Origin of the sequence: Burkholderia sp. Ac-20384, assembly GCF_017104605.1 — a bacterium.
GTDB classification, from domain to species: Bacteria; Pseudomonadota; Gammaproteobacteria; order Burkholderiales; family Burkholderiaceae; genus Burkholderia; species Burkholderia lata.
In genome coordinates this window covers 19,348-35,247 of sequence record NZ_JAAGPE010000079.1, presented here as the reverse complement: position 1 = coordinate 35,247, position 15,900 = coordinate 19,348, and the positions used below count along the sequence as shown (strand labels likewise).

Genomic DNA, 15,900 nt, shown 5'->3' with positions numbered 1-15,900 from the left:
CCGAGCCTGACACGCCTGCTGCGCGCGCATACGGCGCACGTCGACGGGTTGCGGCCGTGGCTCGACGCGCCGGCACAGGCGGTGATCGACAAACTGCTCGCGCTGCTGGCCGGCCCGGCCGACGTCGCATCGACGGACGAATTGCCGGGCGTGCTGGCGGCGCCGCCGTGGCTTGCCGCGCGGCAGAAGAAGGCCGCTGCACTGACGCTGGAGCCGCTCGAGCTGGCGGCGATCGAATGCTGGGACGAAGCGAAGCGCAACCAGGCGAAAACGCCGGACCAGTGGGAGGCGAAGCGACTTGCCGAGGCGGCGAAGAATACGTTGACGCTGGCCGCCGGCCTGGGTTTCGACGCGAGCAAGAAGTACTACGGGCCGCTCGGCGAGGCCGCGGCAAAGGCGATCCGGCAAGGCGACGCGCCGGCGTTCGTCACCGCGTGGCGCGCGATGATCGACGAGCGCAAGCGCGAGCGGTACTTCTGGTACTCGCTGCGCGCCGAGTACCTGACGCTGCTGCCGGCCGCGGTGGCCGTCGACATCTGGAACGCGATCGCGGGCGACTACAGCACGGCCGGCGTCAACATGCTGATGGCGACTTTCGGCTTGCCCGCGTTGCCCGGCCTCATGGCAACCGTGCGCAGCAAGCCGACGGAGAATTTCAGTTACGCGCTGAATTACGGCGCCATCGAATGCGCGCCGATCGCGGCCCGCGCGTTCGCGAAGCTGAAGACGTTGCGCGACGACGGCCGTGCGTGGCTGCTGAAGTTTCCCGAGCATGCGGCCAGCGGCCTGATCGCGCCGTCGCTCGGCAAGCCGGGCGAAGCGCGCGACTGCGCCGGCACCGCGCTGCGCTTGCTGCAGGCGAACGGCCACGAGGCGCTGCTGATGGACGTCGCCTCGCGCTATGCCGACGCCGCGGTGCCGCAGGCGGTGCGCGCGGTGCTCGACGAGAGCCCGCTCGACCGGTTCCCGACCAAGCGCAGCAAGCTGCCCGAGTTCTGGCAGCCGCGCGGCTGGCGCCGGCCGGTGCTGAAGAACGGCAAGGCGCTGCCGGACGACGCGCTCGACCCGCTCGGCCAGATGCTGACGTTCCCGACCAGTGAAGGGATCTACGGCGGCATCGACATCGTGAAGGACGCATGCACGGCGGAGTCGCTGGCCGACTTCTCGTGGGACTGCTTCAACGCATGGCTCGATGCCGGCGCGCCGGGCAAGGAGGGCTGGGCGCTGACCGCGCTGGGCCTGTTCGGCAACGACGACACCGCACGCAAGCTGACGCCGCTGATTCGCACGTGGCCCGGCGAATCGGCGCATGCACGCGCGGCGACCGGCCTCGACGTGCTGGCCTCGATCGGCAGCGACGTCGCGCTGATGCTGCTCAACGGCATCGCGCAGAAGGTCAAGTTCCGTGCGCTGCAGGACCGCGCGCGCGAGAAGATCGATGCGATCGCGGAAGCACGCGGGCTGTCGTCGGAGGAGCTGGAAGATCGTCTCGCGCCGGATCTCGGGCTCGACGCGCAGGGCACGATGCTGCTCGACTTCGGTCCGCGTGCGTTCCGGGTCGGCTTCGACGAGACGCTCAAGCCGTATGTGCGCGAAACCGGTGCCGACGGCGTGGCCGGCGCGCGGCTCGCGGATCTGCCGAAGCCGAAGAAGACCGACGACCCGGAGAAGGGCAAGGAAGCGGTCGAGCGCTTCAAGCTGCTGAAGAAGGATGCGCGCACCATCGCGAGCCAGCAGCTCGCGCGGCTCGAGGTGGCGATGTGCGGCCGCCGCCGCTGGACGCCGGAGGTGTTTCGCGCGTTTCTCGCCGAGCATCCGCTGGTGCGCCACCTGGTTCAGCGTCTCGTCTGGGGCGTGTACGAAGTCGATGACGGCGGCAACTTCGGCGGCACGCTGAAGGCTTGTTTCCGCGTGGCGGAAGACGGCACCGCGGCCACGGCCGACGACGACGCGTTCACGTTGCCGGAAGGCGCGACGATCCGCATCGGCGTGCCGCATGCGCTGGAGATCGCGCCGGCCGACGCCGCCGCGTTCGGGCAGGTGTTCGCCGACTACGAGCTGTTGCAGCCGTTCGCCCAGCTCGGCCGCGACGTGTACCGGCTGACCGACGATGAGCGCAACGGGCGGCTGCTCGAGCGCTGGAAGGGCGTCAAGGTACCGACCGGCCGCGTGCTCGGGCTCGTCAACAAGGGCTGGCGTCGTGGCCAGGTGGAGGACGCCGGCTGCATCTGGTATTTCACGAAGCCGCTCGGCGCGGGCAAGGTGATCGAACTATCGCTCGATCCGGGGATCATCGTCGGGGCGGTCGACATGTATCCGGATCAGGAGCTCGGTTCATTGCAGGCTGGCTCGCCGTCGAACTGGGGCAGTATTCGCGAGGCGGATTCGCTGTCGACGCTCGACGAGATCTCGGCGAGCGAGTTGATCCGCGATCTGGAGGGGATGCGCGAGTAACACGCGCTTGCCGCCGAAGCGGGCGAGTGCTGCCCCGTCCGCTTCGACTACGCCGACATCGCACGTTCTTCCTTGCACCAACACTCACCATGACGCCGCTGACACCTGAACTCCTTGCCGTCCTGCACCGGCCCGTCCTCGATGAAGCCGATCTCTTCACCATGGACGATTTCTTTGAACTGACCGAAATCGACGAATTGCGCGAGCAGGCACAGGACCCTGCCTGCGCCGACGCCATCCTGCACGCGTGTGTGGCCGAGCTGCCGGCGCTGCACCCGAATCGCGCGGCGTTGCTGGCGCTGCTCGGTGGCGCGATCGTCGAGCGCGGGGCTGATCCGCGCATCCTGTTTCCGGCCGCGCAGGCGAGGCTTGGGGCATGGCTGCCCGAACTCGCGCCGTTTTGCGCAAGAGCGGTCGAGGAGGGCGACGATGAAGCCACCGACGACGAACGGCGCGACTGGCAAGCGGCTCAGCAGCAGCTCGATGCGCTGGGCGCGCGGCAGCGTTGGGAGGTCGATGCGTTGCGGGACGCGGTCGATACGGTAGTGCTGCCGCTGATGGCGATGCTGATGCGCAATCAGGACAATCACCGCGATCTCGTCGCCGATGCTGCCTTGCAGTCGTTGCTTGACCGGATGGCCGATAACGACAGTTTGCCGTTCGACCAGTTGTACTTTCTGTGCCTCGCGTCGGCGATGAGCAACGAACCGGAGTGCGTCGTCGTGCTGCCGGCTTCCGGCACCGGCTTCGTGGCCAGCGTGCATGCGGTCAACAACACGTTCCACGCGTTCACGCTGTTGCAGCGCCTGATCGGCGAGCACGCGCAGACGCTGCGCGTCGGCAAGCCGATTGCGCCGAGGAGCGGTGACGAAGATCAGGACACGTCGGAGTTTCACTGGCTGCAGGCGCATGCGTATGAGAACGGCGCGCTGGTCCACAACCTGGCGCTCGCTTGGGGGGAAGCGCCGCTGCGCAGCCACCGCAAGCACGGCCAATGCGTGCTGATCGCGCTGGACACGGAAGAGGGTATCAAGCGGAGCTGGAACGGCTTCAATGGTGTCTGCCATCCGGCGCAGAACCCGTCCGCGACGCTGGTGCGGTTCCTGACGCCGGATGAAGTGGCTGCCTATCTGGCTTGACGCAGCGTGTTCATCTGAATTCGCACGATCGAGAGGCCGGGCACCGCGGCGCGTCCGGCCTCGCCCGGCCCCATTGGGCCAGGCGAGGCTGGAGAAGGACGAACCGCTGCCCGTCATCTTCGCGCGCAACACCACCGAAGCCCGCCCAATCCTGCCGACCTCCGTCGGCGGCGACGGCATTGCTGTTCAACGAGCGCCTCGTGCCTGATTTATTGTCAATGCTCGTCGGAATGCCGCCGCCAGCCCGGCCATATCGTTGTTTTCGGCGTCGATGCGCCGTCGTCGTGCGGGGCGTAGGCAAGGGTGGCGCTGCTGGTCAAGGGTGTCGGGCATTCACTGGCGGCGAACCGCGCCCGTGCCTCCTTGATTGGCGTGCATCTTAAATGAGCGTGCGCCGCGAAAACTGACAAGTTCTGACATCCGGGGCGCGGGCGGCATCGGGGTGCCGGCGGGCGTCGCGTGTTCGGTTATAGTGTCGCCCGATCTCAGACACCCGTACGAATCGCGTGATGTTCCGGCTCATCTTCCTCATCCTGATTACCTGGGCCTCGGGGGCCTTCGCGGCCACGCCGATTACGCTGCCGGACGGCGGGCAGGTCAGCATCCGCAACGGCTGGGATCTGTTGCGCGATCCGGGCGACACGCTCACGGTCGAGCGCGTGTCGCAGCCCGGGATCGCGCGCGGGTTCGTCGGCCAGACGTCGGAGCCCGCGCTCGGCTACGTCAACGGCGCGGCGTGGCTGCGCCTGACCGTGACCCGCCCGGCGAGCGCGCTGCCGATGTGGCTCCTGGAATTGCGGTCGTCGCTGCTGAACGACGTCACGCTGTACGTGCCGCAGCCGGGCGGCGGGTACCAGCGCCACGTCGCAGGCGATCGCAAGCCGGTGGAACAACGCGACATCGCGTACCGGAACCCCGTGTTTCGCCTGGACCTTCCGGCGGGCCAACCGGTCACGCTCTATCTCCGAATCCGCAGCACCAGCACCATGAGTTTCTCGATGGCGCTGTGGTCGCCCGACGCGTTCATCTCCGCCACGAGCAAGGAATCCTTGCTGTTCGGCCTGCTGGACGCCGCGCATCTCGTGCTGCTCGTCTCGAGCCTGTGGCTGTTCCGGGTGACGCGCGATGCGTCGTTCGGGCTCTACGGGCTGAGCGTCGTCGTGAACCTGCTCACCGCGCTCGGCGCCGAAGGCTACATCTATCAATACCTGCTGCCGGATTTTCCGGCCGCGAGCAATACGGTCTACCTGCTCAGCTGGTTGCTCGGCACGCCCGCCGGCACGCTGTTCACCGCGCACTACCTCGGCCTGTTCAACGGGCGCTGGCGGCGGCCGACGATCGCTTTTTCCGCACTGACGATCGTCGTGGCGCTGGCTGCCGCGCCGCTGATGCTGGTCGTCAATGTCTGGTGGGTGCGCCCGTTCTACCTGTTCTGGCAGATTGCGGTGATCCTCGTCACGATGGGCGTGTCGCTCTGGCTCACCGCCCGCGGCTACCGGCACGCGCGCGTGGTCGTGCTCGTGCTGCTGCTGTTGCTCGGCGGCAGTGCACTACGCGTCGCGCGCAACGTGGGCTGGATTCCACCGGGGCTGCTCGCCGACAACGCCGGATACCTGGGGATGCTCGCGTTCATGCTGATCATGAATTCGGCGATCAGCTCGCGCTACAACGCGATGCGCAATGCGATGGAAACGGCACAGGCCGACGCGTTGCGCGTCGCCCGCCAGGCCGAGCGCGATCTGGAGGTAAAGGTTGCGCTGCGCACCCAGGCGCTGCGGGAGGCGATGGAGCAAGTGGAAGCATCGCTCGCGATGGAAAAGCGGGCACAGGACGAGCAGCGCCAGCTTCTGGCGACCGTCTCGCATGAGCTGCGGACGCCGCTGGCGGTCATCGATGCCACCGCCCAGAATCTTGACCTCGACGACTCCGGTAGCGATCCGCTGACCTCGTCGCGCTACCAGAAGATCCTGCGCGCGACGCAGCGCTTGACGGTACTGATCAATGACTCGCTGCACGAGGACGGGTTCGAGCTGCTGCGACGCGGAACCCGCATCGGCGACACCCGGCTGGCGGCGCTGCTCGACGATGCGGCCACCGCCGCCGGGGCGCTGTCCGATGGCCACCGCCTCGAAATCGACGCGAAAGACCTGCCGGACGCCTTCGTGTGTGACGGCAGCCTCACGCGCCTCGTGCTGCGTACCCTTGCCGACAATGCCGTCAAATACACCCCCGGCGGCACCCGGATCGTGCTGCGCGGCCGGCGTGTGCCGGGCGGTGTGGAGCTGGAAGTCGAGGACGACGGCCCCGGCATTGCGCCGGCGGACCTGCCATACGTGTTCGAGCGCTTCTTCCGCGGCCGCAACGTGGGCCGCAAGCCGGGAACGGGCCTCGGTCTCCCGCTGGCACGCCGCATGGTCGAGATGCAGGGCGGCACGTTGAACCTGGTCAGTGAGGCGGGGCACGGCTGCCGGGCGACGGTCTTTTTGCCCGCGAACGCGGACAGGGCGGCCGTTGCCGGTCAGGCGAGCATCAGCGGCGCGGCGAACGTGTAGCCGGTGCGATGGACGGTCTTCAGCGGTAGTTCCGAGCCCGCCTCGCTGCGCCAGCGCTGCCGCAGACGGCTGACCATCGTTTCCAGCCGGCGCTCGTCGTAGTCGACCCAGTCGAACCCGAAATCCTCGGCGATCTGCCGCCGGCTCACCGCCTTGGCCGGATGCCGCGCCAGCAGCGCGAGCAGGGCGATCTCGCTTGCCGACAGTTCGAGCCGGCCGCCGACCGGCGCGGACAGCACGCGCGCCTGACAGTCGAGCCGCCAGTCGTTTGCCACCCGGCGGCCGAGCGCCTGGAGAATGGCGTCGAGTTCGAGCAGTTTCACCGGCTTGACGAGATAGTGATCGGCGCCGCCGATCAGGCCGTCGATCTTGTCCTGCGTGTCCCCGCGGGCGGTCAGCATGACGATGCCGCAGTCGCGATGCCGGGCCCTGAGCCACACGGCCGCATCGAAGCCGCTCCCGTCCGGCAGCATCACGTCGATGATCGCAAATGCGAGATCCGACGCCCGTTCCTGGAACTCCGCGACCGTGCCGGCCTGATCGACCGTCCAGCCGCGTTTTACCAGGAACGCGGCGATTTCCTCGCGCAACTCGACCTCGTCGTCGAGCAACAGCACTTTGGCCATACCGCTACCTTGGATCCGCGTTGTGTGGTTGCGGAGTCTTTGCTTATGTCTGTCCCGATTGGCGGTGCCGCCGCGTTGGATAGCGCGATGCAGCCGTCATCGGCCCCGCGTTTTCCGCACGCTTTGCAGGCGCGGGGATTTTAGCCGAACGAGGCGGCTGCGGTCGTGATTCGCGGCAAAAATCGAGGTGCTGGATGAATGTGAGGCTGGCCCCGATAAGCAGTGCCATCCTGTGAGCCCGACTTTGCAATGAGAGGCGCGGCGAGCTTGCCGCGCCCCATCGGGTCGTGCCGCGTTACTTGACGGAGCTCGCGCTGACCTTCGCGAAATCCAGGCTGCCGAAGCCGGTGTCGTCGTCCCAGCCGGCCTTCGCGGTGTAGCCGTGGCTACTGTAGCCGTTGTTGCCCGACGTCACGTCGTGGAGCAGCGACGTATTGGTCGGCAGGCCCTGATAGAACGCCGAAGTCGGCAGGCCGAGGCTGTTGTTGTTGGCCGACTCGACGCGTGCCCAGCCGCCGACGAAAATCGGCGACGCGAGGCTCGTACCGCCGACGAGCTGGTTCGTCTGCCCGTTGATGACGATGTACGCGCCCGTCGCCTGCGCGGCGTCGAACGCCACGTCGGGCAGCACGCGCTTCGTCACCGTGCTGCCGAGCGCGGCGGTCTGCCAGCTCGGCGCGGTCTCGAACGCGCTCACGCCGCCGCCCGTTGCCCAGATCCGCACGGCGTTGTCGACCGGGTTGCCGTTGCTGTCGAGGTCCGCATAGGCGACGCCTTCGTTCCACACGGTTTCGCCGGCCCACGTCGTGGTGCCGGTGGTCGAGAGCGTCGTGCCGCCGACGGCGACGACGTACGGCGAGCTCGCGGGCGACGACACGCTGTACTTGGACAGGTTGATCGTCGTCTTGACCGACGTGCCGTTGTACGTGCCGATATAGCCGGGTGCGCCCTGCGGTGACGTCGACCACTGATAGACGCCTGCATCGCCGGCCGAGACCGAGAAGACTTGCCCTTGTGCGACAGCCTGCTTGAATACCGCGTCGTCGGCCGCGAGCGAGCCGTCCGAGTTGGCGGCCGTTTCGTCGAGACCGAGCGACACGTTGATGACGGTCGCCTTGTTGTCGGTTACCGCCTTGTTGTAGGCGGCGGTCAGCGTCGCGTCGGTGAGGCCGCTGTCGTTGCTGTCGCCGTTGATGGCCGAGTAGAAGATCAGCTGTTTGACGCCGCCCGAGGTGCCGATGATGTCCTGGCTGTCGAGATCCCACTCGCCCGGATCGCCGTCGTCGGCCAGCGTACCGGAGCCGCCCGCAACCACTGCCGTGTTGACCGTCGCCAGGCCGGCGTTTTGCGTGAAGGTGTTCAGGTCGGCGATGGTCTGGGTCATGTCGCCCCAGGTGATGATGCCCACCGTGGTATTGGTCGCGGCGGGCAGGCCGCTCGCGTCATAGATCTTTGCGAAATCGGTCGGCTGGTGGCCGACTTGCGAGCCGGCGGTCGCATTCTTCGAGACCACATTCGGCTCGACGACGGCGGACGGCGCGAAACGGTGGAGCAGGCGGTGCGGCACGGCAGCGTTCTGCAGGCCGAGCACCGAATCGACGACCGAGCCGAGCGATGCCGGGATCAGCGCCGCCGAATCGTTCGCGTAGACCGGCTTGCCTCGATAGTTGAAGCGCTTGATGCTCGCCTGGAAGCCGCGCTGCACGTTGCCGGCATTACCGTCGGCGGCGATCAGTGTGTTGTTGTCAGAGACCGTGATGTTGCTGAAGCCGTTCGCCTTCAGGTGAGCGACTACGGCCGCGACCTGCGCGTCGGTCGGCGAGAAGCGTGCCTTGAACTGGGTCGGCGTGAGGTACTTGTGATAGCTCGCGCTACCCGGCTGGTTGACGTCGCGAAGGAAGGTGTCGAGCTGGTCTGCGTTGCGGTTCTTCAGGACTACGGTCACGTGCAGCGGCTGGCTCAATTCGAGCGGCGTCACGTGCGTATCGGTGAGCGCCGGCGTGCCGACGCTGTTCAGCGAGTAGCCGGGTGCCGCGGCGGACGCGGCCAGTGCCTGCGAGGCGGCGGTGGCCGGTGCATTCGACAGGAGGAACGCGCTGGTGCGCGTCTGGACCCAGTTGGTTGCCGCCTGGGCGGACAGCGGGACCATCGTGGCTGCTACTCCAACTGCAATTGCCGTCAGCGCAAAGCGTTGCAGGCGTTTGCGATTGACGTATTGAGTTCTCTGCATTGTGAGCTCCGAGATTTCGACGAAGAACGGGTACAGCGCGCGGCCCGAATCGCGGGTAGCGAAGGGCGGCCGATGCAACCTGACGCAAGCCAGAACGATCAGCAGAATTCAAGGCGACATAGGTATTCCTCCCCACCCACCATCAGAATCGGAGGCCAGTCGGGTATCGGGCTCGCGTATCGCGGGCACCGATTCTGCGCTCGGCCCTCTTGTTTATCGGGCCGTGCCGCGATCCTGCGTGCGGCGGTCCGACAATTGCGTTGGGTACAGTCCGCGGTTTGCGGATAGAACAGCTTCGATTCGTTATCTATTGATTAGGAATGCAATTTATTAGAGTCGGAAAAGACGGTATTGCGATGCCGCTTGACGACCTGGGCTGCTACGGTTGTTCCAGGCGATTGCAATGCTGCATGCGGCTGACGACGCAACTTCGCGTGGCGCGAACGGTGCGGCTCGGCAAGCCAGGCGCGGCGGATGAAACCTGCCATGCCGTCAAGCAAAACGCGATGCTGGCGACTTCCTTGCGACGCTTCCTGACGAAACGGTCCAGCCTGAAGCGAAGCTGGATGACGGTGAATCGAGAACCTTTCCCTGGCGGAAGCAATTGCAGCGTTGCGAACCGGATATCGCGCTCGCAATGTCGTAATTAAAATGGAAGTTATTTGTCGGGTTTTTGGTTTATTTGCGCCATTCAAACTCCCATCGGTATTTCTTGCGGGGAAAGATAGCAAGGAAGAAAACGGAGCGTCAAATATTTTTTGATGAAATCTAAAATGTTTAGATCGCGGTTTGGCGGGGTTGCCGAGAAAGGTTTCAAAGCTTGCAGTAGTCGTAAGTAGAACGTAGGGGCGTCACGCAAAATGCGCGTGGCGACGTGAACCGGTTCCTTGGGTGAACGTCGCTTGGGTGGGGAATCAAGAGGCTCGCTGACGTTGTTCGTTCGAGCGAGGGAGCGCTGTAAACACTGGATAGCGCGACAACGAGTGATCTATTGACATTGACAGTGGCAATACACGTGGGACGAGGTCGTGCAACCCTGCCAGCGATTTCGATACCCGACGTGTTTCACGTCAGGTCAACACCATGTTCAGATTCTCGTCATCCCGCAGCGGCCGATGCGCATTGAAATCGCTCTTCGACGGCTTCGCAAAGTGCGTGTTGTAAGCAGCGATGAAGGAGGGCGCGTAAACGTTGGCGTCGTTGACCGTGCTGATTCCGCGCAATCTCAACTCCTTGACCAGCTGATCCTGCCGCGTCTGGTGTGCACGCTCGACGCGCTCCTTGGCCGAGCTACTGTTTGCGCAGAACGTGTCGATGTTCAGCTCGTACATCGCCCGACCAAAATGCGTCACGCCTTTACCTGGCGTCGCCAGTATGGCCTTTACAGTAGAACATGCCGGCCTTGTCGCTATAGAACGCGATCGGCTTGCCGTGCGAACCGACAGGGCCTCGAAATAGCTGAACGTCGATTCGGTGGTCTCGTGCCACTACTAGCATGGCTGCGTCGTCCGTGATCTCGAGCCACTTCAGGGCGGTCGCGGTAAATGACGTGTCGTAACGCGATGCGCAGTAGCTGAGCAAGTCGATTGTGATCGGTTTCCTGACCGTCTCCTTGGCCAGCCGAATGCCATCGGCCGGTGCCGAAGTCGGTCAGCGACAGCACCACGCGAAGCGCCGGACGGAACAGGGTAGCGGGCTCGGCACATTTCGTCGTCTTCGCATTCGCTTTGAGCGTCGAGCCGACATTCACGAAGCGCTCCTCAAACCGGGTCGCGCGATTGTCTGATGGGTCAGATTCGGGTATGTCGATTATATTTTTAAAATAATCTTCAAATGTATTTCGCTCGCAGTCTCATTTTGTTTGGTGGGGTATAACCCGTCAAGTTTGACAGGTGATTATTTCTTGAGTTTATCCTACGCTTAGCCGTCCTTTAAGGAATCCACGGGAATACCAAGCATAATGGGGCGGGATTTACATTTATGTCATTAAATGGGGCAGGAAACCTGATGGCCCCGGTTTACGCCGAAGGCTTGCCTCGATTTGTTAGATACAGCTCGGCGCCCGCTAAATAGGATCGAGAGTTGGAAGTACAGGCGAAGCTGAAAAACGTGTGCGGTGCTCTGTTGTGTAAAGAGGCGCCGAGACGCCCCACCAGTCAGGCTTTGAATCGGAACTCGACGAGGCAGCATTGCTTACGAAGGGCTGACATGTGCGGGCGCGTTAAATAAAAACGTAACAGCAATTTAATGGCACCGAAATAAAAATGCCTTTTCTGATTGGTAAGGCAAAGCCAGATACCGATCTCATGGCTGTTGTTGCGCGATATTTTCAGAATTCCGAGTGTTCGTACTAAAAATGGTGGTTCTTGTTTGTTTCGGTTTTCTGGTTAATTGATGGTTAAATTTATCTCAGTCATTATTGTTTTAAGTTTTTTAACAATAGTAATTATAAGTTTATTCTGGAGATGCCGTGAGCACGATACAGACCTCGCAGTGCATGACTCGTGAAATGACAAATGAACGCCCCTCGCAGGAAGGGAATTCGGCCGGACATGACGCCATTGCGCTCGATGAATCGGTGGTCGAGCATGAGCAATTGATCGCGAAGGCGGCAGAAGTCGCGAGCGAGCTCGCTGAAGAATCGCGCGCTGCCGATACCGGGCGCCGCCTGACCGAGCGTGCCGTCGCCGCGCTGACCGAGGCGGGTCTGATGCGGCTCTTCACGCCGCGCCGGCTCGGCGGCTACGAAGCGGGTCCCGCCACGCTGTTTGACGTCTGCTACGAGCTGGGGCGCGGCTGCTGCTCGGCGTCGTGGGTCACGAGCGTGCTCAACATGGGCAACTACATGATCGCCCACTTCCCCGAGAGTACGCAGGACGACGTGTGGGGTGGTAACCGCGACACGCGCACCGCGCTCATCATTGCGCCTTCGCGCGCCCAGGTCGAACGCGTCGACGGCGGTGTCGTGGTGACGGGAGAGTGGGCTTATGCATCGGGCAGCCTGCACGCCGAATGGATCGGCGCGCTGATCCCGAAAGGCGTCGATGCCGACGACGAGACGATAAACCTGGTCCTCATGCCGATGAGCGAGCTCGAAGTCCGCGACTCCTGGCATATCACGGGCATGCGCGGCACCGGCAGCAACACGGTAGTGGCGAACCGGCTGTTCATTCCGCGCCATCGCGTGACACCGTACGCGCCGATCGTGCAGGGCCGGTCGCGCCTGCCGTCGGAACGGCACCGTTTATATAGCGGCGCGTTCTCAGGCTTGCTGTCGATCGGTCTACTCGGACCGCAACTCGGGGCGATCGTCACCGCGCTGGAACTCGTGCGCGATCAGGCCCACGAGCGCCGCGTCGCCTCGTCCACGTTCAAGAGCCAGGCTGTTTCGCCGGCGTTCCAGACCGATCTCGCCGAAGCTTCGATGATGATCGACGGCGCGCAGCTGCACGCCCGCCGCATCGTCGAAACGGTCGAGCACCACGCAACGGCCGGCGTCCTGCCCGACGAAGTGACGCGTTCGCGCTTTCGGATGGAATCGACGCGCGTCACGCGCCTGTGCCGCGAGGCCAGCGATCGCCTCATGACGGCCTACGGCAGCGCCGCCTTCATGGAATCCAATCCGCTGCAGTTGATCTGGCGCGATCTGAACGTGGCGAGCCGCCACGCGGGCTTTGGGATGGGCATTCCGCAACTTGTCTACGGCCGCGCGCTCGTCGGCCTCGATCCGCGCGAAATCAGCTACCTCGTGTAATCCCACGCAGCCTCCCGGTTCCCGGCTGGGCGGCGCTCTTTGACTTCAGGAGCTTGCATGTCAGACGTCGAATCCCTCGAAAACACGTCGGAAAATCACGCGCACGTCGCGGCCCGACAGCACAACCGCAAGATCGTCGAGCAGTACATGCACACTCGTGGCGAAGCGAGGCTCAAGCGCCACCTGCTGTTCACGGAAGATGGCGTCGGCGGTCTGTGGACGACCGACAGCGGCCAGCCAATCGCGATTCGCGGCCGCGAGAAGCTCGGCGAGCACGCCGTGTGGTCGCTGCAATGCTTCCCCGACTGGGTCTGGACCGACATCCAGATCTTCGAGACGCAAGACCCGAACTGGTTCTGGGTCGAGTGCCGCGGCGAAGGCGCGATTGTTTTCCCCGGCTACCCCCGAGGCCAGTACCGCAATCACTTCCTTCACTCGTTCCGCTTCGAAAACGGACTGATCAAGGAGCAGCGCGAATTCATGAACCCTTGCGAGCAATTCCGTTCGCTGGGTATCGAGGTTCCCGAAGTGCGCCGGGATGGTCTACCGAGCTAACGCATACCCAATGGAGGAGACGAATGGCTGGTATCCCGTCGATTCAACCGTACGCGCTGCCCGATTCGAGCAGCCTGCCCGAGAATGTCGTGTCATGGAGTGTCGACCCGTCGCGCGCGTTGCTGCTCATTCATGACATGCAGAACTATTTCCTTTCGCCGTTGCCGCCGACGCTGCGCGAGACGTTGACGACCAATGTCGCGTCGCTGCGCAAGCGGTGCAAGCAGGCCGGTATTCCCGTCGCGTACACGGCTCATCCCGGGCGCATGACCGAGACGGAACGCGGTTTGCTGCGCGATTTTTGGGGGCCGGGCATGGAGACGACGCCGGCCGATCGGGACGTCGCCGAGGCCGTCGGCCCGTCCCCGGATGACTGGATGCTCACGAAGTGGCGCTACAGCGCATTTTTCCGCACCGACCTGCGCGAGCGTATGCGGGAGAGCGGTCGCGATCAGCTGATGCTGTGTGGCGTCTACGCGCACATCGGCGTAATGATGTCGGCTGTCGATGCGTTCACGAACGACATTCAACCGTTCTTCGTTGCCGATGGCGTGGCGGATTTTTCCGAAGACCATCATCACCAGGCGCTGGAATACGTGGCCCAGCGTTGCGGCAAGGTGGTGAGCATCGAGGAGGCGCTGGCATGAATGCCGCTCCGAACCGCAACCTTTTCGATCGCGTCCTCCACGGACAAGCGCCGTGCTTCGCGTTGATCGCGCGTTCGACGGGTAACGCCGGAGAACGCGCGACGATCGACGTCTTCGCCGGCGCGGTTTCCTATCCGTCCTCCCTGGCCGAGCTTCCGTTGGCCGCGCCGACGGCGACGGGCGCGGACCGTCAGGAGCTGCTTGTGATGGTGCCATACCGGCAGCTGCACGAGCGCGGCTTCAAGACACACGACGACGGCGCTCCGCTCGTCGCCATCACCTGCGACGAGCACGAAACGGTGTCCGCGCAGCTTGCGCTCGCCGCCATCCCTGATGCAGATACCGCGCTCGGCGAGCGTCACTTCGATATCGACGACGAGGCCTACGCCGAGATCGTCGAGCGCGTCATCACCGACGAGATCGGCACTGGCGCGGGCTCGAACTTCGTCATCAAGCGCACACTCGAGGGCGATCTCGACGACTATTCGCCCGCCAAGGCGCTGGCGGTCTTCAAGCGCCTGATGCGCCGGGAGGTCGGCGCGTACTGGATCTTTGTGATTCATACCGGGGAACGCACGTTCGTCGGCGCCACGCCGGAGCGCCACCTGACGCTGCATGAAGGTTGCGCGACGATGAACCCGATCAGCGGGACTTATCGGTATCCGCAAAGCGGGCCGACGATCGATGGGATCAACGCTTTTCTCGGCGATCGCAAGGAATCCGACGAGCTGTACATGGTGCTCGACGAAGAGCTCAAGATGATGGCGCGCATCTGCCCGGCCGGCGGGCAGGTCACGGGGCCGCACTTGCGCGAGATGGCGCGGCTCGCCCACACCGAATATTTCATCGTCGGGCACACCGAGGCCGATGTTCGCGACTTGCTGCGCGAAACGATGTTTGCGCCGACGGTCACCGGCAGTCCGATCGAAAGCGCGACCCGCGTGATCGCGCGGCACGAGCGGGCCGGGCGCGGCTACTACAGCGGCATTGCAGCGCTGATCGGCCGCGATGCGCGCGGCGGGCGCACGCTCGACTCCGCCATCCTGATCCGCACCGCGGAGATCGACCGCGCCGGCCATGTCCGCATCGGCGTCGGCTCGACGCTCGTCCGGCATTCGGACGCGGTATCGGAAGTCATGGAGACGCATGCCAAGGTGGCCGCGCTATCGAACGCATTCGATCCGCCGGAAGCCGGCCCGGCGCTCGGCCAGCATCCATCGGTGCAGGCGGCGCTGCGCGAGCGCAACGAAGGCATCGCGGACTTCTGGTTTCGTCCGTATGGCGGGCGACAAGGCGAGATGGCCGATGAGTTGGCTGAGTTGAGCGGCTGCCGCGCGCTCATCGTCGACGCCGAAGATCACTTCACGGCGATGATCGCCCAGCAACTGTCGTCGCTCGGCCTCGCCACCGAAGTGTGCGGCGTTCACGACGCGGTGGACCTTGCGCGTTACGACGTCGTCGTCATGGGGCCGGGCCCGGGAGACCCGAGCGACGCCGGCGATCTGCGCATCGCTCGCCTCTACGCGTGGCTGCGGCATCTCATCGACGAGGGCAAGCCGTTCATGGCCGTCTGCCTGAGCCATCAGATCCTGAACGCCATCCTCGGCATTCCGCTCGTGCGGCGCGAGGTGCCCAATCAGGGCATCCAGGTCGAGATCGATCTGTTCGGCCAGCGTGAGCGCGTGGGCTTTTACAACACGTATGTGGCGCAGACCGTCCGGGACGAAATGGACGTCGACGGCGTCGGCACGGTGGCCATCAGCCGCGATCCGCGCACGGGCGAAGTGCATGCCTTGCGCGGTCCAACGTTCAGCTCGATGCAATTCCACGCCGAATCGGTTTTGACCGTCGACGGGCCGCGCATTCTCGGCGAAGCCATCACACACGCGATACGCCGCGAAAAACGCATGACGGCGTTGACGGCCTGACGACTCTTCACGCTT

At 64.4% G+C, this 15,900-nt stretch carries 10 protein-coding genes and 1 pseudogene; 7 read left to right on the top strand and 4 right to left on the bottom strand.

Annotated elements, in window-relative coordinates:
• The 3 genes from G3O00_RS17620 to G3O00_RS17610 form a co-directional block, all read left to right on the top strand.
• Positions 1 to 2,454, top strand: a 2,454-nt coding sequence (locus tag G3O00_RS17620) for a DUF4132 domain-containing protein (RefSeq protein ID WP_206143757.1), incomplete at its 5' end; no start/stop codon positions are given.
• Positions 2,455 to 2,543: 89 nt separating this feature from the next.
• Entirely contained in the window at positions 2,544 to 3,593 is a 1,050-nt protein-coding gene (locus tag G3O00_RS17615; protein ID WP_241025199.1) for a hypothetical protein, read from the top strand.
• 509 nt (positions 3,594 to 4,102) lie between these two features.
• Entirely contained in the window at positions 4,103 to 6,145 is a 2,043-nt protein-coding gene (locus G3O00_RS17610; protein ID WP_206143755.1) for a sensor histidine kinase, read from the top strand.
• Here the strand turns inward: G3O00_RS17610 and G3O00_RS17605 are convergent.
• From G3O00_RS17605 to G3O00_RS17590, 4 genes and pseudogenes are all read right to left on the bottom strand, one after another.
• Complete coding sequence (locus tag G3O00_RS17605) at positions 6,112 to 6,771, bottom strand: response regulator transcription factor (RefSeq protein WP_174936492.1); 660 nt, start codon at positions 6,769 to 6,771, stop codon at positions 6,112 to 6,114. The genes G3O00_RS17610 and G3O00_RS17605 overlap by 34 nt on opposite strands.
• 295 nt (positions 6,772 to 7,066) lie before the next feature.
• Positions 7,067 to 9,001 (bottom strand): S53 family peptidase, encoded by a 1,935-nt coding sequence (locus G3O00_RS17600; RefSeq protein WP_174936495.1) that lies wholly within the window; start codon positions 8,999 to 9,001, stop codon positions 7,067 to 7,069.
• A 314-nt stretch (positions 9,002 to 9,315) separates the two neighbouring features.
• Positions 9,316 to 9,696, bottom strand: a complete 381-nt coding sequence (locus G3O00_RS17595) for a hypothetical protein (protein WP_206143754.1) — start codon at positions 9,694 to 9,696, stop codon at positions 9,316 to 9,318.
• Positions 9,697 to 10,074: 378 nt separating this feature from the next.
• Positions 10,075 to 10,485 (bottom strand): annotated as a pseudogene (locus G3O00_RS17590) (ISNCY family transposase); the annotation flags it as partial.
• A gap of 986 nt (positions 10,486 to 11,471) precedes the next feature.
• Here G3O00_RS17590 and G3O00_RS17585 point away from each other — a divergent pair.
• From G3O00_RS17585 to G3O00_RS17570, 4 genes are read left to right on the top strand one after another with little or no spacing between them, the layout of a single operon-like run.
• Positions 11,472 to 12,755 (top strand): acyl-CoA dehydrogenase family protein, encoded by a 1,284-nt coding sequence (locus G3O00_RS17585; protein WP_206143753.1) that lies wholly within the window; start codon positions 11,472 to 11,474, stop codon positions 12,753 to 12,755.
• Between the two features lie 57 nt (positions 12,756 to 12,812).
• A complete protein-coding gene (locus G3O00_RS17580; RefSeq protein WP_174936501.1) occupies positions 12,813 to 13,310 on the top strand; it encodes a PhzA/PhzB family protein in 498 nt (165 codons plus the stop codon).
• A 23-nt stretch (positions 13,311 to 13,333) separates the two neighbouring features.
• On the top strand, positions 13,334 to 13,957 hold the full coding sequence (locus tag G3O00_RS17575; RefSeq protein WP_206143760.1) for an isochorismatase family protein: 624 nt from the start codon (positions 13,334 to 13,336) through the stop codon (positions 13,955 to 13,957).
• On the top strand, positions 13,954 to 15,885 hold the full coding sequence (locus G3O00_RS17570; RefSeq protein ID WP_206143752.1) for an anthranilate synthase family protein: 1,932 nt from the start codon (positions 13,954 to 13,956) through the stop codon (positions 15,883 to 15,885). Before G3O00_RS17575 ends, G3O00_RS17570 begins: the two co-directional genes overlap by 4 nt.
• The last annotated feature ends 15 nt before the right edge of the window (positions 15,886 to 15,900 follow it).